General features: G+C 57.7%; 24 protein-coding genes and 3 pseudogenes. 7 read left to right on the forward strand and 20 right to left on the reverse strand.

Annotated features, from left to right (window positions below):
• Positions 1-2: 2 nt before the first annotated feature.
• From rplV to SD70_RS17780, 6 genes and pseudogenes are all read right to left on the reverse strand, one after another.
• Positions 3-338: a 50S ribosomal protein L22 gene (gene rplV, locus SD70_RS17760; RefSeq protein ID WP_041048887.1), complete on the reverse strand. Its 336-nt coding sequence runs from the start codon at positions 336-338 to the stop codon at positions 3-5.
• A gap of 58 nt (positions 339-396) precedes the next feature.
• On the reverse strand, positions 397-678 hold the full coding sequence (gene rpsS, locus SD70_RS17765) for a 30S ribosomal protein S19 (protein WP_041048888.1): 282 nt from the start codon (positions 676-678) through the stop codon (positions 397-399).
• A 49-nt stretch (positions 679-727) separates the two neighbouring features.
• Positions 728-1,390 (reverse strand): annotated as a pseudogene (rplB, locus tag SD70_RS17770) (50S ribosomal protein L2); the annotation flags it as partial.
• Positions 1,384-1,551 (reverse strand): annotated as a pseudogene (locus SD70_RS38230) (tRNA-binding protein); the annotation flags it as partial. The pseudogenes SD70_RS38230 and rplB, both read right to left, overlap by 7 nt.
• Positions 1,552-1,779: 228 nt before the next feature.
• Positions 1,780-2,034 carry a cold-shock protein gene (locus SD70_RS17775; protein WP_041048889.1) on the reverse strand — a complete coding sequence of 85 codons (255 nt, stop codon included), beginning with the start codon at positions 2,032-2,034 and terminating at the stop codon, positions 1,780-1,782.
• A gap of 84 nt (positions 2,035-2,118) precedes the next feature.
• Entirely contained in the window at positions 2,119-2,322 is a 204-nt protein-coding gene (locus tag SD70_RS17780) for a cold-shock protein (RefSeq protein WP_041048890.1), read from the reverse strand.
• Between the two features lie 330 nt (positions 2,323-2,652).
• On the opposite strand from SD70_RS17780, the gene SD70_RS17785 reads away from it, so the two are divergent.
• Complete coding sequence (locus tag SD70_RS17785; RefSeq protein ID WP_041048891.1) at positions 2,653-3,690, forward strand: fatty acid desaturase; 1,038 nt, start codon at positions 2,653-2,655, stop codon at positions 3,688-3,690.
• 99 nt (positions 3,691-3,789) lie between these two features.
• Here the strand turns inward: SD70_RS17785 and SD70_RS17790 are convergent, their stop codons facing one another.
• The 3 genes from SD70_RS17790 to SD70_RS17800 form a co-directional block, all read right to left on the reverse strand.
• Positions 3,790-4,407: a DNA-3-methyladenine glycosylase family protein gene (locus tag SD70_RS17790; protein ID WP_231571279.1), complete on the reverse strand. Its 618-nt coding sequence runs from the start codon at positions 4,405-4,407 to the stop codon at positions 3,790-3,792.
• A 294-nt stretch (positions 4,408-4,701) separates the two neighbouring features.
• Positions 4,702-5,331, reverse strand: coding sequence for a fumarylacetoacetate hydrolase family protein (locus SD70_RS17795; RefSeq protein WP_041048892.1), 630 nt, complete (start codon positions 5,329-5,331; stop codon positions 4,702-4,704).
• 11 nt (positions 5,332-5,342) lie between these two features.
• A complete protein-coding gene (locus SD70_RS17800; protein WP_052487578.1) occupies positions 5,343-6,755 on the reverse strand; it encodes a CapA family protein in 1,413 nt (470 codons plus the stop codon).
• A gap of 89 nt (positions 6,756-6,844) precedes the next feature.
• On the opposite strand from SD70_RS17800, the gene SD70_RS17805 reads away from it, so the two are divergent.
• Positions 6,845-7,621 (forward strand): metallophosphoesterase family protein, encoded by a 777-nt coding sequence (locus tag SD70_RS17805; protein ID WP_041048893.1) that lies wholly within the window; start codon positions 6,845-6,847, stop codon positions 7,619-7,621.
• Between the two features lie 179 nt (positions 7,622-7,800).
• Here the strand turns inward: SD70_RS17805 and SD70_RS17810 are convergent, their stop codons facing one another.
• Positions 7,801-8,355 (reverse strand): spore coat protein, encoded by a 555-nt coding sequence (locus SD70_RS17810; protein ID WP_041048894.1) that lies wholly within the window; start codon positions 8,353-8,355, stop codon positions 7,801-7,803.
• Positions 8,356-8,452: 97 nt separating this feature from the next.
• Here SD70_RS17810 and SD70_RS17815 point away from each other — a divergent pair, with 97 nt between their 5' ends.
• From SD70_RS17815 to SD70_RS17825, 3 genes are all read left to right on the forward strand, one after another.
• Complete coding sequence (locus SD70_RS17815) at positions 8,453-9,652, forward strand: MFS transporter (protein WP_041048895.1); 1,200 nt, start codon at positions 8,453-8,455, stop codon at positions 9,650-9,652.
• Positions 9,653-9,740: 88 nt separating this feature from the next.
• Positions 9,741-10,676, forward strand: a complete 936-nt coding sequence (locus SD70_RS17820) for a hypothetical protein (protein WP_041048931.1) — start codon at positions 9,741-9,743, stop codon at positions 10,674-10,676.
• Between the two features lie 71 nt (positions 10,677-10,747).
• On the forward strand, positions 10,748-10,996 hold the full coding sequence (locus tag SD70_RS17825) for an NHLP leader peptide family RiPP precursor (RefSeq protein WP_041048896.1): 249 nt from the start codon (positions 10,748-10,750) through the stop codon (positions 10,994-10,996).
• Positions 10,997-11,051: 55 nt separating this feature from the next.
• Here SD70_RS17825 and SD70_RS17830 read toward each other — a convergent pair whose 3' ends face one another.
• Positions 11,052-12,884: a sensor histidine kinase gene (locus tag SD70_RS17830; RefSeq protein WP_052487579.1), complete on the reverse strand. Its 1,833-nt coding sequence runs from the start codon at positions 12,882-12,884 to the stop codon at positions 11,052-11,054.
• A gap of 528 nt (positions 12,885-13,412) precedes the next feature.
• Between SD70_RS17830 and SD70_RS17835 the strand changes: the two genes are divergently transcribed.
• On the forward strand, positions 13,413-13,595 hold the full coding sequence (locus tag SD70_RS17835; protein ID WP_041048897.1) for a hypothetical protein: 183 nt from the start codon (positions 13,413-13,415) through the stop codon (positions 13,593-13,595).
• 272 nt (positions 13,596-13,867) lie between these two features.
• On the opposite strand, the gene SD70_RS17840 is transcribed toward SD70_RS17835, so the two are convergent.
• Entirely contained in the window at positions 13,868-14,527 is a 660-nt protein-coding gene (locus SD70_RS17840; RefSeq protein ID WP_041048898.1) for an O-methyltransferase, read from the reverse strand.
• Between the two features lie 78 nt (positions 14,528-14,605).
• Between SD70_RS17840 and SD70_RS17845 the strand changes: the two genes are divergently transcribed.
• Positions 14,606-15,751, forward strand: a complete 1,146-nt coding sequence (locus tag SD70_RS17845) for a THUMP domain-containing class I SAM-dependent RNA methyltransferase (protein ID WP_394297985.1) — start codon at positions 14,606-14,608, stop codon at positions 15,749-15,751.
• 132 nt (positions 15,752-15,883) lie between these two features.
• On the opposite strand, the gene SD70_RS17850 is transcribed toward SD70_RS17845, so the two are convergent.
• From SD70_RS17850 to SD70_RS17875, 8 genes and pseudogenes are all read right to left on the reverse strand, one after another.
• On the reverse strand, positions 15,884-17,446 hold the full coding sequence (locus SD70_RS17850; RefSeq protein WP_041048900.1) for an amino acid permease: 1,563 nt from the start codon (positions 17,444-17,446) through the stop codon (positions 15,884-15,886).
• A gap of 14 nt (positions 17,447-17,460) precedes the next feature.
• Complete coding sequence (locus SD70_RS39305) at positions 17,461-17,589, reverse strand: hypothetical protein (protein WP_269432490.1); 129 nt, start codon at positions 17,587-17,589, stop codon at positions 17,461-17,463.
• 23 nt (positions 17,590-17,612) lie between these two features.
• Positions 17,613-18,497, reverse strand: coding sequence for an ethanolamine ammonia-lyase subunit EutC (gene eutC, locus SD70_RS17855; protein WP_041048901.1), 885 nt, complete (start codon positions 18,495-18,497; stop codon positions 17,613-17,615).
• 33 nt (positions 18,498-18,530) lie between these two features.
• Positions 18,531-19,892, reverse strand: coding sequence for an ethanolamine ammonia-lyase subunit EutB (locus SD70_RS17860; protein WP_041048902.1), 1,362 nt, complete (start codon positions 19,890-19,892; stop codon positions 18,531-18,533).
• Positions 19,889-20,627 (reverse strand): annotated as a pseudogene (locus tag SD70_RS38235) (ethanolamine ammonia-lyase reactivating factor EutA). The gene SD70_RS17860 and the pseudogene SD70_RS38235 overlap by 4 nt, the downstream one beginning before the upstream one ends.
• Positions 20,552-21,367, reverse strand: a complete 816-nt coding sequence (locus tag SD70_RS38245; RefSeq protein WP_231571281.1) for an ethanolamine ammonia-lyase reactivating factor EutA — start codon at positions 21,365-21,367, stop codon at positions 20,552-20,554. The pseudogene SD70_RS38235 and the gene SD70_RS38245 overlap by 76 nt, the downstream one beginning before the upstream one ends.
• Before the next feature lie 9 nt (positions 21,368-21,376).
• Positions 21,377-21,979 (reverse strand): ANTAR domain-containing response regulator, encoded by a 603-nt coding sequence (locus tag SD70_RS17870; protein ID WP_041048903.1) that lies wholly within the window; start codon positions 21,977-21,979, stop codon positions 21,377-21,379.
• On the reverse strand, positions 21,976-23,430 hold the full coding sequence (locus SD70_RS17875) for a sensor histidine kinase (protein WP_041048904.1): 1,455 nt from the start codon (positions 23,428-23,430) through the stop codon (positions 21,976-21,978). The genes SD70_RS17870 and SD70_RS17875 overlap by 4 nt, the downstream gene beginning before the upstream one ends.
• Positions 23,431-23,432: the final 2 nt, after the last annotated feature.

Genomic DNA, 23,432 nt, shown 5'->3' on the forward strand with positions numbered 1-23,432 from the left:
CCTTATTTTTCAGATACCACCAGAGTAATGTGGCTGGTCCGCTTGTTGATTTTGCTTGCGCGTCCTTGCGCGCGAGGCATGAAACGCTTCATCGTCGGGCCCTCGTTCACATAAACTTGGGACACGACCAGTTTGTTCGGATCCATGGAGTAGTTATGCTCCGCATTCGCAATCGCCGAATTCAAAATCTTTTCCACGATCGGGGATGCTGCCTTCGGCGTATGGCGCAAAATTGCAATCGCATCGCCTACAGCCTTGCCGCGGATCAAGTCAATGACCAGACGGGCTTTACGAGGAGCAATGCGCACGAAATTCGCAGATGCTTTCGCTTGTTGCATGGATGTACCTCCTCCCGAGATGAGATTGTATGCCGACGATCAGCCGGAGAGCTCGATCTTAGCGTTTGCCTGTTTTCTTGTCGTCGCCGCCGTGACCTTTGTACGTGCGGGTTGGCGCGAATTCGCCGAGCTTGTGGCCGACCATATCTTCCGTTACGTATACCGGCACGTGCTTGCGGCCGTCATACACACCGAACGTATGTCCCACGAATTGCGGGAAAATCGTAGAGCGGCGGGACCAAGTCTTGATAACGACTTTTTTGCCGCCTGCGTTCAGCTCTTCTACTTTTTTCATCAGGTAACCGTCGATAAACGGCCCCTTCTTCAAACTGCGACCCATGGATGTTCCTCCTTCCATCTGAAGCTTCTATACCGCTCTCGCCGCCCGATTACTTGCGGCGGCGAATGATGTACTGGTTGGAAGCTTTTTTCTTCTTCCGGGTTTTGAAGCCGAGCGTCGGCTTGCCCCACGGAGACATCGGAGATTTGCGGCCGATCGGAGCGCGGCCTTCGCCACCGCCGTGCGGGTGATCGTTCGGGTTCATGACGACACCGCGAACTTCCGGACGCTTGCCGAGCCAACGGCTGCGGCCCGCTTTACCGATACTGATCAGCTCGTGGTCTTCGTTGCCGACGGAACCTACGGTTGCGCGGCACACTTTCAAAATTTTGCGAATCTCGCCGGAAGACAGTCGCACGATGACGTAGTCGCCGTCTTTACCGAGGAGCTGAGCTTCCGTACCTGCCGCGCGCACCAATTGGCCGCCCTTGCCAGGCTTCAGCTCGATGTTGTGGATAACCGTACCGACCGGAATGTTTTCCATCGGCAGCGAGTTGCCCACTTTGATATCCGAATCGGAACCGGAAGTGATGACGTCGTCCACTTTCAGACCTTTTGGCGCGATGATGTAGCGCTTCTCGCCGTCCGCATAATGGATGAGCGCGATGTTCGCAGAACGGTTCGGGTCGTACTCGATCGTAGCAACGCGGCCGGGTATTCCATCCTTGTTCCGCTTGAAATCGATGATGCGGTATTTGCGTTTATGTCCGCCTTGTACCTTGTTGTAATTTGCGCGCTGGAACACTTCACACCGAGCGGTCCGAAGTCGATCTGCAGCTTGATGGCCGGCTTGCGCGCCTCCGGAAAAGGCTCTGCGCTGACAATCGTGCCGATCCGCACATCGAGCCGCAAAAAATCGTCAATCGTTGCCATTCTCCTTCTCCCTTTTCCTCTATTTTCCCACGATATTGTAGCATGAACGGCTTCGTCTCGAAACTTAACGGCCCGGACCTTGTCCGCCGCTAATGGAACGGAGGCAGCTATCCACACGGTTCGAAGGACGAGGAAATTCCCATTCGCGGCCGCACTGCCGCCGATCGCGAGCATTGTTCCGATGACGTATGGAACGATGAGAAGCAGCCGTAAGGAATGGCCATCGCCTTAAGCAATCGGTTTGGCGGGCTTCATGGGGATGCTTTTCCGGAGCGCTTCCCATTCGTCGTTCGAATTGACAAGCAGAGGCAGCAGCCTCATGTCGCTGATCATGGGCGATAAGCACAAACAGCATTTCGGTTCGTGTTCAAACGCAAAATTGTATCGCATCCATCCCTTGCATCCTTCTTTGGTGCAGGACCAGATTCGGACATTTTCTTTCGGGAGATCTTCCAAATACTTGTTGCGAAAGCTATAGTACACGCTGCTTTCTCCCCCTTCGCCTTCATAGATTTAAAGAAAGAAGCTGCTCCCAACACGTCAGGAGCAGCTTCGCTTTTTGTTTGCTTAATAGATTTTTGTTACGTTTGCTGCTTGCGGTCCGCGATTGCCTTGGACCACGTTGAATTGAACACGCTGGCCTTCATCCAAGGATTTGTATCCTTCGCCCTCGATCGCGCTGAAATGCACGAAAACGTCGTTCCCGCCCTCGACTTCAATAAAGCCGAAGCCTTTTTCACTGTTGAACCATTTTACTGTACCTGTTTGCATTTGATTACCTCCAAAATAATTTTAACATGTTCATTTTCCTTAAAATAAAAAAATTCACACATTGAAAAAAGTTCCATCATTATAATGAGACCTTTTTCAAAATGTGAATTGATGTCAGTATCATTAACTGGTATTAGCTTAACACAGCCCGTGGCAAAAGGCAAGCGACCGAGCACATATGTGTCGGTTCAGCCCCACTCCGCCTCGTACCCAGCAATTACATTCCTGTTTTGAAGGCTAATCCTATGAATTATGTTACAATAAAGTCTCGATTCCATTATCCCCAAATAGGCCCTTACCAATACGGTTTTAATAAAAAGGAGTTATTTAATGGCATTGCCGGACAAGAACAGAAGCTGGAGGAAAACGATCGCACCTTATGAGAGACCGAGCGTAGCACGAAGCGTTTGGCAGCTGTTTAACACCATTGCCCCCCTCCTGCTTCTTTGGTATGGAGCGTACTGGAGTCTGTCCGTTACGTATTGGCTGACGCTTTTCCTGACCGTTATCACAGCCGGCTTATTGGTTCGGGTTTTTATTATTTTCCATGACTGTTGTCACGGTTCCTTCTTCAACAATCGCATGGCAAACGAAGTTGTAGGCACAATTTCCGGCATTTTAACTTATTGTCCGTTTTACCAGTGGCGATTTAGCCACTCGGTCCACCACGCAACCAACGGCAACCTGGATCGACGCGGCACGGGCGACGTTTGGACGTTAACGGTCCAGGAATATTTGGCATTGCCTCCGCTCAAGCGGCTAGGGTACCGGCTATATCGGAACCCGCTGATCTTATTCGGACTTGGTCCCGCTTATGTTTTCCTGATTGAATACCGGTTCAACCGCAAGGAAGCGAAAATGAAAGAGCGTCTGAACACGTATACGATAAACGTTGGGATAGCTGCCTTGGCAGGCCTGCTTTGTTGGGCGGTCGGCTGGAAGGCGTTTCTTTTGATTCAAGGACCGACTTTTCTTCTCTCGGGTTTGGCCGGCTTTTGGCTTTTCTACGTACAGCACCAGTTCGAACATACGTATTTCGAGAAGGACGAGAACTGGGATTATGTCAATGCGGCTTTACACGGGAGCTCCTTCTATAAACTGCCGAAAATTTTGCACTGGTTCACGGGAAACATTGGGTTTCACCATATTCACCACCTTAGCCCCCGTGTTCCAAATTACTATCTGGAACGCGCTCACGATGACAATGCTATGTTCCAAATCGCACCCCCCGTTACACTTTTATCCAGTTTGCGATCGTTCCGTTTCCGCATTTGGGACGAACATCGAAAGCAGCTGATGGGCTTCAGTTACATTAAACGCTTCCAGATGAGCCGCAACAACCCCTCGAACGTCTTAAAACCGAAATAATATGGCGATTCAGCCGTTTGCCAGGCTAGCTTACGGGCGATGCGCGGCGAAGAGAAGCAGTTATAAAAAAGGCAACGGCCGTCTCACGACGGCCGTTCGCTATTTTTCCAGCACGAGATCCCGGTTCACGGCTTCCCACAAATAGAACGAAGCGATGGAGCGATACGGCCTCCACTTCTCGCCCAGCTGCGCCAGATCCACGTCTCCTTCCCGCTCCGCGTAAAGCCAACGCGCAGCGCGCCGCAGGCCCGCATCGCCAAGCGACAATACGTCTTCCCGGCCGAGCGAGAAGATCAAAAACATCTCCGCTGTCCAACGGCCGATGCCCTTCACCTTCGTCAGCGCCGCAATCGCCTCTTCATCGCTCATGTTGCGCAATGCTTCATCGTCGAGCTCTTTTCGCAGCACGGCTTGTGCCAGACCTTGAATGTAGCCGAGCTTTTGCTTAGACAGACCGGCAGCGCGCAGCCCCTCCTCAGGGGCAGCCAGCAGCGCCTCGGGGGTCCATTCTCCGCACACTTCCCCAACGCGCCGCACTATCGTTGCCGCCGCCTTGACCGATAGCTGCTGCGCCACGAGCGACTTGGCGAGCGAGCCGAACAAGTCTCCGCGCTTTCCGAACGTAATCGTGCCGATCAATGCCGTCAGGCGGGCCATATAGGGATCGGCAGCGGCCAAGTGCCGCACCCTGTCATCGTCAGCATGCAATTCGAACAAGCGCACGCCCTCCTCCCGCAAAAGGTTAACGGAACACGGTTCCGTTATTCCATCGTTTACGAGCATTTTTTGGCAAATAGAGGAACACCGTTCCGTTATTCTCTCGTAAAACGGGGAACCGGGGTCCCAATCACGGAAATAACGGCACCGCGTTCCGCTATTTCGAGGAAATATCGGGAAATAACCTCATTAACGGATCCGGGTTCCGTTATGGCCGCGGGGCACGGCTTTTACGCCAGCCGCAAAGCTTCGACGCCAACGCGCCGCCAAAACCAGGTATCGCCGATGGCTCGTTTACCGCAAAGCCACCACAAACGAGCCGACCGGCTCGTCGCCCCACAGCAGCTCAAGCTTGTCGCCGTCAGCGACAGCGGCAACGCCGGCAGGGGTTCCCGTGAAGATGAGGTCGCCTTCGCCAAGGCCGTAGTGTGTGCCGATAAAATCGACGAGCGTCTGCAAGCCAAAAATCATATCCGCAGGCTTGCCCTGCTGCGCGATCGCGCCGTTGCGGCGCATGGTAAACTCGCTGTCCCGCACGGCCGCCTGGCCGGGGAACGGGCGGAACGCCCCAACTGGCGCGGAACGGAGGAAGCCTTTGGCCGGAAGCCACGGGGCGCCCTTCTTTTTGATGTCCGATTGAACGTCGCGCAGCGTAAAATCAATGCCGATCGTCATCGTGTCGACGAGCTCGTCCACACTGGCGCCGGGACGGTACGGTTTGGCAACATGAAGAACAAGCTCGGTCTCGAAGTGCAGCTCGCCCCGGCCCCCCGGCAGCTCGATTGCGCCGCCATCCATGTGCACGACAGCATACGTCGGCTTCGTAAAAATCATCGGGCTATCCGGCACGGCATTGCCGAGCTCAGCTGCGTGCAAAGCGTAGTTGCGCCCTACGCAATAAACGTTGCGAATCGTGGTTGTCATTGACATATGCCTCATTTCTTCTTAGTATTGGCGGATTGACCGGGCGAGACGGATGCGGCAGGCGCGGGAGACGCGGACGGTGCGGCGGATGCAGGTGCCATCACCGCCGGTCCCGTCACGCTGTCATCGCGAACTACGCTGCCGCCCGCCTCGATTCTGGAACGGAACGATAGCCCCGACAGCCGCTGGAGCAGCTCCGACCCGGCAGGCTCAACCATCGGCTCGGGCTTCGCCCATTTGGTCAGGATCGGCACTGCCCGCAGCGAGCAGTCGCCCGTCTTGCCGCATTCGGCCTGCAGCACGATCGTTTCCCACGTCTTCGCCACATCGTTCGTCGTAAAAATAAAATTGCCCAAGCTGTACGCAATCCATTTGCCTTTGTACGCCTCCAGCCCTTGCAGCACGTGCGGGTGGCTGGCGACGACGAGATCGGCGCCGGCATCGACGTAGCGATGAGCGAGGTCCGTCTGCACCGGATCGGGCGTATCTTTGCGCTCCGTGCCCCAGTGAGCCAGCACGACGACGAGATCGGCCTGTTCCTTCGTCTTGCGGATCGTCTCCACAGGCACGGTGTAATTGTACGTGTCGGCGACGCCCGGCTGCTTCGCGCTTGCCTTCCAGGTGTTGTCGGGAACGACCCGGCTAAAGCCGAGGAAAGCGATTTTGATGCCTTGCTTCGTTATGAAGACAGGCTTCAGCGCTTCTTCCAAATTGTGTCCCGTGCCAACATGTTCGATGCCGTTCTGATCCAGATACTTCATCGTATCGAGCATGCCCGCAGCGCCGTAATCCATGATGTGATTGTTCGCCATGTTGACGACGTCGATGCCGGATTCCTTCAGGGCCGGCAGTGCCAGCGGAGACGAGCGGTACACGTACTCCTTCGATTGCTTTGTCCCGCCTTCCGTTACCGGCGTTTCGAGGTTGGCCACCGTCACGTCCGGCTCGCTAAGCAGCTGCTTTACGTTTTGGTAAGGGTAATCGTAGCCGTTTTGCAGCAGCAGCTTCTCGACCGTGTCCGCCAGCAGCACGTCGCCGACGAACGCCATGCGCACATGCGGCCCGGCCCCCGGCGCCCCTGCGGCAGGGGTGCCTCCGCCCTCCCGAACCGGCTTGCTTCCGTCGGCCGCCGAGCCGCCGCCCGTTCCGCCGCTCGCTCCACGCCAGCGCCGGTCCCTCCGGCTTCGCCGCCGACCCGCCTTGCGCCGGCCGCTCGCAGCGCCCGCGCCCGCCTGGGCCCCGCCGCTGCCGGCGGCATGCGGGGCCGCTGCTTGCGCCGGCGGCTTCGCCCCGGGATCGCTTGGCGCGGCGAGTTTATGCGCTGCTGCGGCAACGCACACCCCGGCGACAACAGCTGCGCCGACGATGAGCAAGCCGTAAGGCCGCCGCTTTCTTTTATGCCGCTGTTGTCTCGATTGGATCATAATTGTCCCCTTATGGTAAAATCATGGGTAATGATGCAAAAGCTATCAAAAGTGTACATGAAAAATCGCGCTGCGAAAAGAGGCCTGCCATGGAAAAAATCGCAATCCTCTCCGACGTGCACGGCAATTTGCCTGCGCTTGAGGCCGTTTACAAAGACATTGCCAGACGGCGCATCCGCCGCATCGTTTGCCTCGGCGACCTCGTCGGCAAAGGACCGCAGCCGGCGCAAACCGTCGACCGCATACGCGAGCGGTGCGAGTTCGTGGCGCAAGGCAACTGGGAAGCCGGCATCGCCCGCGAGCAGGAGCTGCCGGAAGGCAAATGGCAGCAAGAGCAAATCGGCGCGGAACGCATCGATTATCTCGCGAATTTGCCCTTTTCCATCGACCTGACGCTGAGCGGACAGCTCGTGCGCCTGTTCCATGCTTCGGCAGACAGCGTATTTCGCCGCGTCCTTCGCAAAGCGCCCAAGCGCGAAAAGCTGGAACTGTTCGCCAATACGCCGCAAACCGGAACGCCGGATGGAGGCCGCACTCCCGACGTCGTCGGCTATGGAGACATCCATCTCCCCTACTTGCTGACGCTCAAACCGCGCGCAGCCGATTCGCGCCGCGAAAAAGGCCGGCAGCCGCGCGGCCGGACGCTGTTCAACGCGGGCAGCGTCGGCGTTCCGTACGACGGCATCGCGCAGCCGAGCTATGTCATCGTCGAAGGAACCGCGGGCGATGAGCCGGCTCCGCTCTCGATCCAGCTTGTTCGCGTCCCGTATGACGTCGAGCTTGCGGCCGAAGCGGCGCGAGCCGCCGATATGCCGGGCAGCGAGCGCTACATCGCCGAAGTTCGGGCCGGTTTATGCTTCAAATAGCGGCAGCACGCAGCAAAAAACCATCGGGCCCCGCTTCGTGCGGCAAGCCCGATGGTTTCTTTCACTTCATGAAAAAGCATAAGCTGCGCCTATACTTGGGCTGATTCCGCGCGAGAAACGGGAGCCCGCCCGGAACGGACGGCCCCGCCTTTTTCTTCTTGCGCACAGCCCGTTTTGCGTTATTGCGGCGAAGCCGGCTGATACGTATGCAAGTACGTTTTGGCGGTATGATCGTGCATCGTCGGAACTTGATACACGCCCATCCGGTTCATCAGCAGAAATACTTCGTAGGCGTCGTTGTTCGCCGCAATCGCGCTGCCCATGACCATCTGGCGCAAATTCGGGTCGGCGATTTCCAGCGAAGCCCGCATCGCGTTCGTCGCCGCGCATTTGTGGCAGCTGAGCATGGCCATGAGAATTTGCTGGTCGGTAAAGCCGCCCTGCAGCATCGGAGCGACGCGAGCCGGATTGTCCAGGCCGTACACGATTTGCTCCGGCTGGACGCGGGGGAACTGGCCGAGCGGATTGCCCATCCCTTGTGCTGCGCTGTAATCGTGCGTGTAAGCGACAATCTGGTCGTAATGCTGCATGCACCCGTGCAGATGCCGCCTCGCCATCTCGCGCACCCCCGGATCGCGGGCTTGCTCGGCATAGAGCATGAAGTGGTTGATCGCATTCATTTTCTCGTTCAGAATTTCATGCACTTCCATCGTTTCGTGTGCGCCAAACGGCATATCCTAACACTCCTTTGCGGTGGTTGGCAAAATTGCCCAACGGGTAGGATGTCCGTTCATGGTCAAAATATACCAATACCGAGAGGAGAATGGCCGCATGGCTCGCTGGAAAATCAATTTGCTCGTGCTCTGGTTCGGGCAATTTCTTGTATTTGCCGGCATGACGATGATCACTCCGTTCCTTCCGCTTTATATCAAAACGCTCGGCGTCACGGAGGAGCACGCCGTCGCGATGTGGGCGGGCTTTATTTTCGCCGGCAATTTCGTCACGTCGTTTCTCGCCCAGCCGATCTGGGGCAATTTGTCCGACCGTTACGGGCGCAAAGTGATGCTGCTGCGCTCCGGCTTCGGCATGGCTGTCGTCATCGCGCTGATGGGCTTGGCCACGCATCCTTGGCAGCTCCTCCTGCTGCGGCTCGTGAACGGGACGATTTCCGGCTATTCGCCGGCCGCGGTGGCGCTCATGTCGTCCAATACGCCGCGAAACAAAATGGGCTTCGCCATGGGGACGCTGCAGTCGGGATCCGTCGCCGGCTCCATTCTCGGTCCTTTCCTCGGCGGGCTGCTGGCGGATTGGATCGGCTACCGCTACATTTTTTACGTGACGGGGGCGCTGCTGTTCTCCGCTTCGGTGCTGTCGATGCTGCTCGTGAAGGAGAAATTTAATCCCGAGGAAGCGGCCAGGCAGCCGAAAGTGTCGACACTCGAAGGGCTGTCTCAGCTGCGGCACATTCCGCAGCTGCCGGCCTTGTACACCGTCACGTTCCTGATCCAGTTCTCGATGCTGAGCGTTATGCCGCTCATCCCGCTGTTCGTCGAGAAGCTCGTCGGTCCTAGCGAGCAGATCGCCTTTTTCGCCGGCCTTGTCAGCTCCGTCACCGGCTTCTCCAACATGCTGGCCGCGCCGCTGCTCGGCAAGCTCGCCGACCGGATCGGCCACGAGCGCGTGCTGCGCATCGCTTTGATCGGCTCGTCCGTCGCGTTCGTGCCGCAAATTTTCGTGCAGTCGATCTGGCAGCTGCTCGCGGCGCGCTTTTTCCTCGGCATTTTCATGGGCGGGCTGCTTCCCGCAGTCAACGCGCTCATCCGCAAATTTACGCCGAACGGCATGGAAAGCCGCGCGTACAGCTTCAATTCCAGCTCGCTTGCGCTCGGCAATATGCTCGGGCCGGTCATCGGCGGGGCCGTCTCGGGCTTCATGTCGATTCGCGCCCTGTTTGCCGTGTCCGCCTGCCTCCTTGCCTTGAACGCGCTCTGGGTGCGCCGCAACCTCGTCGCCCGCCGCCGCGGCGTTTGAATGCCGATTTCCGCACTGTTCGACACCCCCTGGCAATGTTATGATAGGATGGAAGAAAGTTACTCAACACCTGTGCGAGGTGATTGTCGTGGACTGGTTGGAGCCTTACCGGAGCGAATTGCGGGAAGTATTCGCCGAAGCCGAGCGGGTTTGCGGCCGGCTTCCGGCACCCGTTGCCAAAATGGCGGCGGCTTACCTGGACAAGTTCTCGATTCAGAACGAGGGGAGCGGCAAAAATTACATCTGCTATACGCTCCCCTTCTGGATGAAGGAAGAGACGCGCCTGAACCCGGAGCTGTACCGGCAGCTTTCGCTGGCGAACGTGTTTCTGATGCTCCATTTTTTCATCCAGGACGACCTGATGGACAGCGGCATGCCGAATTGCCGGGAGATGCTGCCTCTGGCCAATTTTATGCAGCATGAATATATGAGCGTTTACCAGATCTTGTTCCCGCCCGAATCCTCTTTCTGGAGCTATTACCGAACCTACTTGTCCGAATGGGCGGACGCAGTCCTGCACGAAAACGACCCCGGCTACTTTGCGGAGCGGCATGGGAGGCTTGCGCACAAAGCGAGCCCGGTCAAGCTGGCCAGCACCGGCAGCCTTCTTCTCGCGGACAAGCACGAGCTTATCCCGGCGGTATCGGACATCGTCGACGCTGTGCTGGATACGCTGCAGACGGTCGACGATTACGCGGATTGGCAGGAGGATCTGGCAGACGGAAACTATAACGCTTTGGTAGCGCTGGTCCGTTCTTTGCTGCCGGAGGGGGAAGCGGTTACCGAATCGGTAATGCATAAGTGGATATACGACCGGAGTGTGCTCGACCTTTACGCGCAAAACGCCGCCGACCGGCATCGTTCGTTGCGGCAACAGCCGTTCAACCTGCCTGATCTCGTTTCGTTTCATGGATCTCTTGTCGACAATCTCGTTTCTGCGGCCGCAACGATCGAAAACGAGAAAAGCAGGCTGATATCGGGCGGCTTATACTATTTATTGTCGAAGGAGGGAAAAATAGGGTAGAAATTGATAGTTTCTAATGATATACTAGAAAAGGGATATTTCCCCTAAAACTGTTGCGAGGTGATCGACCAATGACAGCAGAGGAATTGAAGCACAAAATTGTTCGCAAAGCTTGGGAGGATGCCAACTTTAAAGCGAAGTTGCTATCCGATCCGAAACGAGCCATCAACGAAGCTTTTGGCATCGAGGTTCCTGGCAATATCAAGCTTCAAGCGTTGGAAGAGACCGACAACCAGTTCTACTTAGTTGTTCCTAAAGAGCCTTCGGCAGTTTTGGTCGCAGCAGGGGTTAAAAACGAACCGACAATGGGTTGGGAATAGTTGTTCGACGTCACACAAAATAGCTTGCCCTGTCAGGGCAAGCTATTCTTATATGTCAAGACGGGACTGCGGACGGGAACGACATGATCACCTCGGTCCCCTTGCCTTTTTCGCTGACAAACTTGATATCGCCTTCCATAACTTCGATGATCCGGAACGTCACCATCAGCCCGAGCCCGGTTCCTTTCGTTTTCGTCGAAAAGTACGGCTCGCCCAGCCGGGCTACTTCTTCCGCATTCATCCCTTCGCCGTTATCGCGTATATGGATCCGCACTCGTCCCTCTTTTTCATAAGCCCAAATTCGGATGTGGCCCAGTTCCCGAAATGCTTCAATGCTGTTTTTAATAATATTGATAACCGCTTGCTTGAACTTCGACGAATTGCCGCGTATGTACAAGTCGCGGGCGATTTGCAGCTCAATTTCTCCGCCGTTCAAACGGGCAAGCGGAATGATGATGCCCTCGATTTGCTTCAACAACGATTCGACATGCATCGGCTCCACTTGGTCCAGCTGCGGCTTGGCGAACGTCAGGAAGTCTGTAATGATTCCCGCAGCCCGATCGAGCTCGGAGATCGCCAAGTTCATATACTCCTTTTCCTGGTCGCTAACTTTCATCAGCAGCAGTTGCAAAAAACCGCGCGTCACCTGCAGCGGGTTTCGCACTTCATGGGCGATGGAAGCCGCCAGTTCGCTTACAATTTCCAACTTCTCGGACCGCTGCAGCCGATTGTTATATAGCTCCACTTCACGGGAATAGTTGACGATTTGCTCGTAATATTCGGCCAGCTTCCGGCCCATGATGATGAGCAAGGTGATGACGAACAGCGTAATGCCCCACTTCCAAAGGATGAGCTCGTATTTCCCGGACGTAATGTAATAGCACAGCAGATCGACAACGATAGCCATCGCCAGCAAAGAAGTTCCCCAGGCGAATATCGCAGCGTCGCGGTTCCCCTTCATGGCGTAAGTGATCGAATGAATAGTCAACACAACAAATTGCGCAATCATCATAAATCCTAAGGCGGTAACCGAGAAAAAGTAGTAAACGGGAAACAACCGGTACGAAACGAGAATATCCGTAACCATCAGCACTGCGCATAACAACGAATAGCCGACTTGAACGATTCTGAAGGTTTTGACGAAATTACGGTAGCCTTTGCCTACGATTCTTTCGAAAAAATACGTCAACGTCGGCAAAAATGTGAACAGCGCTAAATCGAAGCCCGCGAAAAAGACCGGGCCGTAATCCCCGTGTTGTCCGAACATGTACGAAGAATAGGTGATAAATAAAATCCCTGCTAAACAAATGATGGCAGTTAAGACGAGCCATACTCCGGTAGTCCTCGTTTTTCGCAGAAATAACGTACAGCATAGCATCACGAATGCAATGAGAATAAATGCAGAGCCGATAATGAAGCTTTGCATATTTTGATCGATCTGCTTTTGCAGGACGGATTCTTCTCCATACTCGACATCTCTGTTGGGGCCTGCGCGGCCGTTCATCGATTGCATCCACACGGTAACGGTGCTTCCCAGCTCTTCCTTATGCAGCGAAATCAAAAAATTGTTCGTGTTGTACGGGTAACTCCTGAAAGACTCGTACACAAGCCGGTCCTTAATATAAATTCGGACGTTCTGGGCCTTCAGCTGATTGAATAAAAGAGCGGGCCGTTCCGCTTCGAAATTCGGAATCGTAAAAGTAACCTCATACGACTTCATAGCCGGCGGCTCGCCTTTCGTTTCGGTGTCCAGCCGAGTAATTCGCAAATCCGATATGGCCCCGTTCGCCGGTCCGGCGGAAAAACGATGAACTTGAAAATAAACGTATGTTACGGCAATAATCGCAAGAAGGCCGATCAGGATGAAATACCCGCCCCTTTTGCTCATGCAACCACACTCCAGGGTAATGTTTTCGTAAACCAGTTCGACGTCCTTCTATATTTTTCCTCTAATTCCATTGCAGCAAACAATTACTTATAAAATTGTAAACAAACGAACGATGGAACAAATCCGGCAACCCCGGTAAACGCCCATGTCCATTCAGCCGCGGAGAACATAAACTGTAAAAAATGATTGACGCGCGCATTGGAAGGAGGGCAAAGCAATGGCTGGAGTCGTAGGAGTGCCGGGAGCCGCTCCTTTTGCGTGGGGCGGTACTTGGGTCATTTGGCTGCTGGTGCTCATCGTGCTCGTATTCGTATTCGTTCCGAGGTTCTGGTGGTGACGTGGTGACGCACCGCTGACGGCATATTCGGCAAAAGGCTTCGCAGCCCGCGGGCCGCAAGCCTTTTGTCTTGATTTGTCGGCTTGTAAGCGTTTTTTGTAGTCGTCATGCTGCAAATGTGCTAATATAAGTGTAGCGTGTCGTTCCTATACGACAATACATATTATATGGGGGCAAAGGTTGGTGTTGCTATGCGCCTGAATTGGCGGAAGGTCATTGTGCTTATTCTCGTCTGCGAGCTGCTCATGCTGTATTGGAGCACGCTGCAGCATAAAGAAGCCGTTCGCCAGATCCAGGAGCAGAACCTTCAGCAGGAGCGTCCGGTCTCTGCAGCGCCGCAAACTGCGGAGCGGCAAGTTTGGCAACAAGGGTGAGCCTTCGGGCCGGCCCTTTTTTTGTGCGATTGCACAATTTCATATGCAGCAACAAATGAGGGCGCACAGGCCGTTTCGACCTATGCGCCCTCAGCGATAGTTCCGGCATTCCCGAAACAAAGCGATCGCACGCCTCACATGCCGCCAGCCTGCCGCTCCGCTGCCATTCAGCCGCTGCTTTCAAGCCGGCGGCTGTCGCGTTTGCCGCAACTCATCATGATGCCGGCGCCGACGTTCCGCCCCGTCTTATTATCGATCCGCTTGCAGCGCCGTTACGCGCGCAGCCGCGCGATGGCCAAGCCGTCGTAAGCCGGGAGCATCGTGCTTTCGAGCATGGGGTGCTCCGCCATGAGCCGGTTGAACTCGCGCATTTGGCGCACATTGTTGCCCTGCTCGGCCGTATCCATCACTTTCTGATGCAGCAGCGTATTGTCGCCGACGATGATCGCCCCGGGGTTGCCAAGATTTATCGACCACTGCAAATAGTTCGGATAATTCCCTTTGTCGGCGTCGATGAAGAACAGGTCAAAGCGACGCCCTTCCGCGCCAAGCCGCTCCAGGCTCGGCAGCGCCTCGCCGGTCATATACTCCACCTTGTCGCCGAATCCCGCGGCCGTTAAGTTTGCATGCGCAAGCGCGGCATATTCGTCGCGCAGCTCCAAAGACACGAGCCGCCCGTCCGCAGGCAGTCCCCGCGCCAGGCAAATTCCGCTGTATCCGCCGAGCGCGCCGATTTCCAGCACGCTCTTCGCGCCGCTCATTTTCACGAGCAAAGTCAACAGCCTCCCGTACCCCGGTTTCACCGAGATTTCCGGCATCCCGTTCGCCCTGATCGTCTCCAGTACCCGTTCCAGCTGTTCATCTTGCGGATATAGCGATTCCGTATACTGTTCTGCAGACGGCAGCCGCGGCTCCCGATCCGTCGTCGTCATCGATTCGTCCCCCTTCGCAGGTTGCTTAACCATTACAATTTCACCTATACTAAAGCATATTGTAGCATATATGGAAGGATGAACGCATTGGCTGAGTTGGAATTGGTCGCGGCCTGCGCAATGGGGCTTGAGGCGATCGTGGCCAGGGAATTGAAGGAGCTTGGGTATGCCGAGCAGACGGTAGAGAACGGCCGCGTCGTTTTCCGCGGGGACGAGCTGGCCGTGGCGAGGACGAATTTGTGGCTGCGGACCGCCGACCGGATTCTCGTCAGAATGGGACAGTTCACGGCGACGACGTTCGACGAGCTGTTCGAGGGCGTGAAGGCGCTCGGTTGGGCCGGCTGGATACCGGAAGACGCGCAGTTCCCGGTCGAAGGGCGTTCGCACAAGTCGCAGCTGTCCAGCGTGCCGGCCTGTCAAGGCATTGTGAAAAAAGCGGTCGTGGAAAGCTTGAAGCAAGTATACGGCACGTCTTGGTTTGCGGAGACTGGCCCGCGCTACACGATCGAGGTATCGCTGCTAAACGATGTCGCCACACTGACGCTGGATACGACAGGGCCGAGCCTGCACAAACGCGGCTACCGCAAGCTCGTGACCGAAGCCCCGCTGAAGGAGACGCTCGCCGCCGCGCTCGTGCTGCTCAGCCGCTGGAGCCCGCAGCGGCCGCTGTACGACCCGTTCTGCGGCTCCGGCACGATCCCGATCGAAGCGGCGCTCATCGGCTGGAACATCGCGCCGGGACTGCGGCGCGAATTCGCCGCGGAAGCGTGGGACAGGCTGCCGCCGGAGCTGTGGGACGACGCCCGCGACGAGGCGTACGACGCCGTGCGCGACGATGTGCCGCTCGACATCGCCGGTTCCGACATCGACAGCGCCGCCATCGACGTCGCCGTGGCCGCCGCCAAGGCGGCAGGGCTGGCGCGGGAGCTTCGCTTCCGCGTAGAGCCGGTCGCCGCGGCGAAGCCGCGCGGCGACTACGGCGCGCTGATCACCAACCCGCCTTACGGGGAGCGGCTCGGCGATCAGCGCGAAGCCGAGCGGGCGCTGCGCGAGCTCGGCCAGCTGCTGCAGCAGCTGCCGACATGGTCGGCGTTCGTCATCTCCCCGGCTCGGCAGCTTGAACACTATATGGGGCGCAAATCGGACAAAAACCGGAAGCTGTTCAACGGCCGCATCGAAACGCACTTCCATCAATTTTTCGGCCCGCTTCCGCCTCGGACATAGGCAAAATGGCGACCGTACCGGCGAGAATGCAACGCCGCGGTCGCCATTGTCAGTCAGGCCGGCAACGATTTGACTCCAATCACCTGCAAGCCAAGCACGTAACGTGCAGACCGCGCAGGCAAAGCCATGAGGTCACGCTTTATGAGTAAACCCCGCCCCAGGCCGGGAATCCCCCTCCAGCTCCCTCTCCCTGCGCAAAATATCTTCCATCGAGTTGCTCAGCGCAGCTTGCGGGCCCTGGAAATGTTTGCGGTAATAAGCCAAATCCATAATGACCAGGAGCACCAACATCCCGGCCAAGGCGTAGCCGGCCATTTCGTTCGGCGGAACGATCATCATGATGCAGATAAACACGATCCAGACGAGCGCGGCGATGGATATGGCATTGCTGTATTTGCCCAGGTGCCAAGGCCCGTTGTGCTTGGCCTGGAACCTTCCCTGCGCTTTGGCCCGAAGCTTCAGCCAGACGGGAATGCCGTATGCCACATACAGCCCCACGACGCTGACGGCGGTCAGGAAGGCGATTGTCGTATACGTCGCATCCGGACTCACCAGCTTGATGATGTAATCGATGAAGGCGAGCAGAAACGAGAGCGCGACAGCGAGCCAAATCGCTTTCGCGGGTGTGCGGTACTTCTTGGAGATTTGCGCCCACTGGCGGCTGAAGGGCATGCCTTTGTCGCGGGAGAAGGCGTACATCATGCGCGAGAAGGAAGTAATCGAAGATAGCCCGCAAAACCACATCGCCGCCGTTACGAGCCAAAGCACGACGGAGCCGAACGTGCCGCCCAGCGCCTGGCTGATGACGTAAATGAAGGCGTTGTCCGAGCCGGCCGCCGCAGCCGCGTCTTTAATGGACAACGTCACGAAGGCGAGCATCAGGAAGCCGAACACGAACGAATACACGACCGACGTGAAAATGCCCCAAGGCGCCCGAACGCGGGGATTGATCGTCTCTTCGATCGTGTGGGCGGAGGCGTCGTAGCCCGTGAACGTCCACTGCGCCTGGAGAAGCCCGATCAGGAAAGCGAACATGTACGGCTTATCGGAGAACGTCTGCCCGACCTTGAACAAATAGTCGACGCTGTTCAGCCCTCCTTTGGTGAAAAACGCCAGAGACACGACAACGATAGCGACGATGGCGATATGGTACCAAGCGGAGAAGTCGTTCAGCTTCGCGACGATGCGTATCCCGATGTGATTCAGTACGCCGTGCGACAGCAAAATGACGGTAAAGGCAATCAGAATGGTCGTATCGTTGGAAGCGTACCCGAACACGCTGGCCAGCAAAGGGTCGGCGAACAAGGCGACGGAATAATCGATGCCGGCGACGATGCCGATTTGGCCGATCAGGTTGATCCATGCCGTGTACCAGCCCCAGCGCTTGTTTTTCAAAATGGCCGCCCAATGGTAGAGCGCTCCGGCCGTCGGAATCGCGGACGCCAGCTCGGACATGGAAGCGGCGACGAACATGACGAACAGCGCCACGATCGTCCAGCCGAAGCCCATCATGCCGGGTCCGCCGTATTTGAGCCCGTGTCCGTAGAGCGAAACCGCTCCGGTCAAAATGGAAATGATCGAGAACGATATGGCGAAGTTGGAAAATCCGCCCATGCTGCGCAGCAATTCCTGGGCATACCCGAATTTGTTCAAATCGCGCTTGTCTTTGTCGTGGTGGATGGCTTGTGGACGCATGCTTCATCCTCCTCTCATTTTCCAAGGAAACTTTCGTGCTCGCTCTCGTTGTATTCGCGTATGCTTTTGCCCGCAATCCGCACAATCCCTACCGCCACCAAACAGGCCGCCAGCAGCAGTGCAAACCCGATCAAAGTCGCCAAGCCTCCCACCTCCTCCTTCGGAATCAGAGCTCCAGGTTGACGCCGCTCGCCTTTTGTTCCATCATTTTTTTCAAAACGGCTCCGATGTAAGCTCCCGCTTCCACCGGCGGCGTGCCTCTGCGATGAATGTTGGAAATGACCGTGCGGTCGCTCTCCACCGTTCCTTGGCGCGGCCGATAGCACATGTAGGCGCTCATCGACCGGGACGAAACGAGGCCCGGCCTTTCGCCGATCAGCAGCACGAGCGCTTCGGGCCGAAGAAGCTCGCCGATATGGTCCATGACGGCAACCCGGCCGCCGCGCACGAAAAACGGCGTTCCCGCTGCAAGCCCATACGATTGCAGCGAATCGAGCAGCGACGGATATATATCGCGCAAATTGTCGTCTATGGCGTTAGCGCTTAAGCCGTCGGACACGACAATCTGCACCTGTGGCTTCATGCGGCATCGGCTCCGGATAAGAGCCGCGCCCTCTTCGTTCACGATGCGGCCCATATCGGGCCGTTTCAAGTAATTTTCCGTGTTCCCGAACCGCGTCTCGACCGTAAACAAGCCGAACGCCTCGAGGAGACCCGGATCGACCTCGCCGTAGATGGAATCGACGGCGGCGGCGTGGTCGCAGCGGAATTTCAGCATTTCGCTTGTCAGCGGCCTTGTGCCGGCGCGCCAAACGCCGATGCGGGCCGGCGTGCTGGACAGCAGCTCGCGCATGCCTTCCTCCCAGCGGGGATTCGGAACTTTCCGGCTTTCTCCGCCCGCCTCCGTGTCGGCTTCATCAGCCTCAGCCACGCCGGCTGCCGGCTCAGCCGGCCATGGCGGAGACGGATGCTGCGAAGCCGGGGACAGCTTGCTCTCCAGCAGCTCCATCACCCGGTCGACAAGCCGCTCCATTTCGGCCGTTCGGTCCATGCCTCATCGCCTCCTTTTGATGCCTACAGCCGCTTACATGAATAAGGTCGGATCGCCCGCCAGCGGCGTCAGCTTGCCGTTCTCCATAATGCCCATCCGCACAAGCCATCGTTCGAACTCGGGGGCGGGCCGAAGCTGCAGCATTTCCCGCAATGTGGCGATATCGTGGTAGCTGGTCGATTGGTAGTTCAGCATGCAGTCGTCCGCCATCGCCACGCCGATCAAATAGTTGACGCCGGCGGCTGCCAGCAGTACCGCCAAATTGTCCATGTCGTTCTGGTCGGCCTTCATATGGTTTGTATAGCATACGTCCACGCCCATCGGCAGCTGCTGCAGCTTGCCCATAAAATGGTCCTCCAGCCCGGCGCGGATCACCTGCTTGCTGTCGTACAAATATTCGGGACCGATAAAGCCGACAACCGTGTTGACGATAAACGGCTTATATTTCCGCGCCAGCCCGTAGCAGCGCGCTTCGAGCGTCACCTGATCGATGCCGTGATGCGCTTCCGCCGACAGCTCGGAGCCCTGCCCCGTTTCGAAATACCAGACGTTCGGGCCTGTACCCGTGCCTTCGCGGCGAATCAGCTCATCCGCTTCGTCCAACAGCGCCACGTCGATGCCGAACGCTTTGTTGCCGGCTTCCGTGCCGGCGAGGCTTTGAAACACCAAATCGGCAGGCGCCCCTTGGCGGATCGCTTTCATTTGCGTTTTGACGTGGGCGAGGACGCAGTTCTGGGTCGGAATTTGCCATTTCGCCATCACTTCCTTGGTCTCCTGCAAAATATTGCGCACGCTCTCCGCCGAATCGATCACGGGATTGATCCCGATGACCGCGTCCCCGATGCCGTAGCTCAGCGCTTCGAACAAAGACGCCTTGATGCCCTGTATGCTATCCGTCGGATGGTTCGGTTGGGCGCGTCCGGCGAGGACGCCCTTCTGCCCGATCGTGATGTTGCAGTGCGTTCTGACCTCGATCTTCGACGCCGCCTGAATCAAATCCAGATTGCTCATCAGCTTGGCGCACGCCGCCACCATTTCGCTCGTGAGCCCGCGGCTGATGCGGCGGATGTCGCTCTCGCCCGTCTCCTGCCTGAGCAAATATTCGCGCAGCTCGGCTACCGTCCAGTTGCGGATTTCCGCGTACATTTTCTCGTTGACGGACTGCTCGATCACCCGCGACACCTCATCCGTTTCCGGCGGCAGCAAAGGGTGATTCCGGATATCGGCCAGCGTCAAATCGGCGAGCACCAGTTTGGCGGCCATCCGCTCTTTGGCGTCCGCCGCCGCAATGCCTGCCAGCTGATCCCCCGACTTCTCCTCGTTTGCCTTGGCCAGCACTTCCTTCACATCGCGAAAATGATACGTCGTGCCGAACAGCGCGCTTTTGAGCTTCATACGCCTGTCACCTCCGATCTGTCGTGAAATGCCAGCGTCTTGACGACGACGGGGATCATCATTCCCGCAATCGGCTCGCCGAGATCGACGTAGTCGCCGTGCCGGGCCTGGATTTGATCGAGGCAGACGACCCGCGGAGACGGACCGCACCGCCGCTGCAGCGACTGCCCGAGCGCCTTGGCGACATCGTGCTCGCAGATGACGACCAGCACCCGGGATTCCGGAAAACATGCGGTATAGGTACTGCTAATGCATTCCGCCACAAGCTGCACCGCATCGTAAGACAAGTACGGCATGCCGGACAGCGCCAGCGCGAACGGCGGCGAGCTTTCCCGGCCGTACAAGCTTGCGGCGGCCCGCATCGTTTGCGCGAAAATGCCGCGCAGCGCAGCCGGCTGGCGAAGCGCGCCGGCATCGAGCTCGAGCTTCATGACGGGGAGGTTGCGGATCGGCAGCGCGCTCGTCCAGATGAACCGTTGCGCCGCTAATTTCCGCGCTCTGCATGCCCGCCCCGATGACGGTCGCCCTGACGTCCTGCTCCGGCTGCACAAGGCGAATGCCGTACTCCGCCGCACATACTTTTACGGCATGAGCGAGCAGCGGTCCGATATCGCCGTACACCGCCGTCTCCTCCACGTTCCGGGGGCCGGGTTCGTTCATCAGGCGGCCGATGCCGCCGGACACCATCCACTCCTCGAGCGGCGGAACCGAATCGAGCGGCGGCCCGAGCAGCAAGGCGCGAACGGCTTCCCTCCGCTGTGGCGAATCGCGCCCGGCCAATAGTCCAGCATGCAGCGGCACATCGAGACGCATACATCCTGAAGCATCGCAAAGCTCGCCACTTGCCCCTCCTCCAGCCGGAAACCGCTCGCTGCAAGCCACGGCCGTACGGATGGAGAAATATGTACAATCGTTCCGCCGCCGCCGATTTGCAGCAGCCTGCCCCCAACGTGAAACGTCACGGTGCCGGCCGGCTTGCCTCTGCGGAAAATGGCCGCGTTCGCCGTGCCGCCGCCGATGTCGATGTTCGCGACCGCGCCTCTCACTTGCGTCGAACGGCGCTCCGCGCCGGCGCCCTTGCCGGCCAGCAGCCCTTCCAGATCGGCGCCGGCCGTGGCGACGACGAAATCGCCGGACCGTTCGGCAAGCAGATGAACGATGCGGGAGGCGTTCCGCTTGTTCGCCGTTTCGCCGGTAATGATGACGGCTCCCGATTTCAGATCCTCCGGCCGGATTCCCGCGCGTCTGTATTCCTCTGCCAAAATCGCGCCGAGCCGCTCTCCGTCGATCTCATCGCTGCCGGCAAGAGGCGTCGCGTAAACCGGGCTCGCATACAGCAGCTCCCGCTCGGAAATATCGTAGCGGGGAAGGCTTAAGGCGCTTGACGTACGAACAAGCTTCAGCCGGCTGACGATCATTTTCGTCGTACTCGTTCCGATGTCGATGCCGGCGCTGGTGATCCATTGGCTCTGCATGCGGTCCGCTCACCCGTTTTTCATCGTGTCAGGCCACTGCTCCGGCTCGCCGGCCACGATCATCTCCGCAAGCTTGCCGAGCGGCAGCTGCGAGCTCATGCTGGCGGAGCGCATTTTGCGGTAGGCCGCTTCTTCGTCCAGCGCCAGCGCGCGCATGACGATGCCTTTCGCCTTCTCCACGCGCTTCCGTTCCTCGATCGACTGCTTCAGCCGGTTCAGATCCTGCTTCAGCGATTCGAACTTCTCCTTCTGGCTAAGAGCCATTTCTACGGCGGGGATTACATTTTGCTCCGATACCGGTTTGACCAGATAAGCGGTCACTCCCGCTTGCCGGGCGTCCATCACCAGCTCTCTTTGGCTGTAGGCGGTCAGCAAGAGGATCGACGTGTCCTCCCGCATGCTGCGGATAATGCGCGATGCCTTGATGCCGTCCATGACCGGCATCTTGACGTCCATGATGACAAGCGCAGGCCTCAGCCTGGCGACAAGCGCCACCGCTTCTTCGCCGTTCCTCGCTTCGCCGGCTACGAAATAGCCTGCCTCCTCCAGCATTTCGCGAATATCCATACGGATGATCGGATCGTCATCCACAACGACGATGGAGTCGTTCAAGAGGCTTCCTCCTCCTTCGGCTGCGCATTCGTTAGCGGGAAACGGATTTGCACCGCAGTACCCTGCGCCCCCGTGTCGATGCTCATCGTGCCGTTCAAGTTTTCCTGCACGAGCGTTTCCGTTATTTTGAGGCCGAGACGGTCTTTTTTGGCCGCCCGGCCGGCCGGATCGATGCCTCTCCCGTTATCGGCTACGCACAGGCTGACGATGCGGCCGCTGTGCTGCAGGGAGATGTCGATATTCCCCGCCGCTCTGTCGCTAAACGCGTGCGCAACGCAGTTTTGCACCAGCTCGTTCGTTACCAGGGCCAACGTTGTCGCCATGTCCGAAGGCAGGATCAGTTCATCGCCGCAAATGCGGGTGCGGATGTTCTGGTCCAGCTTGGCCGCTTGGGATACGATGTTTTTGACGACGCGGTCGGCAACGTCGTTGAAGCGGATCAGCTCCAGCCCGTCATACGCCAGCATCTCGTGAATGATCGCAATGCTGTTGATCCGGTTGATGCTGTCCCGGTATACGTTTTCCGCTTCGGCAATTTTCGTACGGCGCATTTGCAGGCGGAGCAGGCTGGACACCGTTTGCAGGTTGTTTTTGACGCGGTGATGAATCTCTTTCATGACTGCGGATTGGATGATGAGCTTCTTCTCTTTCTCCTTTAATTCCGAAATGTCGCGAATGAGAACGAGGCCCCCGACCGCCTGCTGCTCCCGATAAATCATGACCGCCTTCAGCTCGAGCGCCGCGCTGCCGATTTGCAGCTCCTCGCGCAAAATGCCCGCCTGCTCCAGCACCCGCTCCCGGCTCAGCTTGCCGTAAAACAGCTCGGCCACGCTTCGTCCCTCCACCGCTGCGGCGTGCCCGATTTTGCCCAGCATGTCGAGAGCTCTCGGGTTCGCGTACGTGACGGTCTCCCGTTCGTCGAACAGCACGATGCCTTCATGCATGATCGACTGCATGCGGCCTTCCGACATGGCGACGGTCAGCAGCGTTTCGCTCAGCTGCTTCGTCGTTTCCATGAGGCGCTCCACGTCTTTTTCCTGCTGCACCTTGGCGGAAATGTCTTTCTCCATAATGAGGGCGCCGATGACTTTCCCGCTGCTGCGGGATACGATAGGCACCACATTTTGCTCCATGGCGATCATCTCCTGCGAGATGCCCCGCGAGCCGATTACCTGCTGCCCCGACGCCAGGCAAAACATGACGGCGGGCTCGTTGTGCGCGTAGGCGCGCTGGCCGGTGACAGACGATTTGTACAGGGACGGGGCTGCGGACGGATGCGCCTCGGCGACGACGAGCGCCGAGCTTTTGTCGGCCAGCGGGCAATCGATGAACACGTCGGACTGCGTCACGTCGGCGATGAACTGCAGCTGCCGGGCCAAATCCTCGATCACCTCCACATCGTCCGGCGACAAAATCGTATGCCCCAAGATCAGCTCGGCAATCGATGCCATCT

Source organism: Gordoniibacillus kamchatkensis, assembly GCF_000829455.1.
In the GTDB taxonomy this organism is placed as follows: Bacteria; Bacillota; Bacilli; order Paenibacillales; family NBRC-103111; genus Gordoniibacillus; species Gordoniibacillus kamchatkensis.

Excerpts from the sequence above, each read along its gene's own strand:
- rplV (WP_041048887.1), bottom strand. The coding sequence starts at position 338 with ATGCAACAAGCGAAAGCATCTGCGAATTTCGTGCGCATTGCTCCTCGT.
- rpsS (WP_041048888.1), bottom strand. The coding sequence starts at position 678 with ATGGGTCGCAGTTTGAAGAAGGGGCCGTTTATCGACGGTTACCTGATG.
- SD70_RS17780 (WP_041048890.1), bottom strand. The coding sequence starts at position 2,322 with ATGCAAACAGGTACAGTAAAATGGTTCAACAGTGAAAAAGGCTTCGGC.
- SD70_RS17785 (WP_041048891.1), top strand. The coding sequence starts at position 2,653 with ATGGCATTGCCGGACAAGAACAGAAGCTGGAGGAAAACGATCGCACCT.
- SD70_RS17795 (WP_041048892.1), bottom strand. The coding sequence starts at position 5,331 with ATGACAACCACGATTCGCAACGTTTATTGCGTAGGGCGCAACTACGCT.
- SD70_RS17800 (WP_052487578.1), bottom strand. The coding sequence starts at position 6,755 with ATGATCCAATCGAGACAACAGCGGCATAAAAGAAAGCGGCGGCCTTAC.
- SD70_RS17805 (WP_041048893.1), top strand. The coding sequence starts at position 6,845 with ATGGAAAAAATCGCAATCCTCTCCGACGTGCACGGCAATTTGCCTGCG.
- SD70_RS17810 (WP_041048894.1), bottom strand. The coding sequence starts at position 8,355 with ATGCCGTTTGGCGCACACGAAACGATGGAAGTGCATGAAATTCTGAAC.
- SD70_RS17815 (WP_041048895.1), top strand. The coding sequence starts at position 8,453 with ATGGCTCGCTGGAAAATCAATTTGCTCGTGCTCTGGTTCGGGCAATTT.
- SD70_RS17825 (WP_041048896.1), top strand. The coding sequence starts at position 10,748 with ATGACAGCAGAGGAATTGAAGCACAAAATTGTTCGCAAAGCTTGGGAG.
- SD70_RS17830 (WP_052487579.1), bottom strand. The coding sequence starts at position 12,884 with ATGAGCAAAAGGGGCGGGTATTTCATCCTGATCGGCCTTCTTGCGATT.
- SD70_RS17835 (WP_041048897.1), top strand. The coding sequence starts at position 13,413 with ATGCGCCTGAATTGGCGGAAGGTCATTGTGCTTATTCTCGTCTGCGAG.
- SD70_RS17840 (WP_041048898.1), bottom strand. The coding sequence starts at position 14,527 with ATGACGACGACGGATCGGGAGCCGCGGCTGCCGTCTGCAGAACAGTAT.
- SD70_RS17845 (WP_394297985.1), top strand. The coding sequence starts at position 14,606 with ATGAACGCATTGGCTGAGTTGGAATTGGTCGCGGCCTGCGCAATGGGG.
- SD70_RS17850 (WP_041048900.1), bottom strand. The coding sequence starts at position 17,446 with ATGCGTCCACAAGCCATCCACCACGACAAAGACAAGCGCGATTTGAAC.
- eutC (WP_041048901.1), bottom strand. The coding sequence starts at position 18,497 with ATGGACCGAACGGCCGAAATGGAGCGGCTTGTCGACCGGGTGATGGAG.
- SD70_RS17860 (WP_041048902.1), bottom strand. The coding sequence starts at position 19,892 with ATGAAGCTCAAAAGCGCGCTGTTCGGCACGACGTATCATTTTCGCGAT.
- SD70_RS38245 (WP_231571281.1), bottom strand. The coding sequence starts at position 21,367 with ATGCAGAGCCAATGGATCACCAGCGCCGGCATCGACATCGGAACGAGT.
- SD70_RS17875 (WP_041048904.1), bottom strand. The coding sequence starts at position 23,430 with ATGGCATCGATTGCCGAGCTGATCTTGGGGCATACGATTTTGTCGCCG.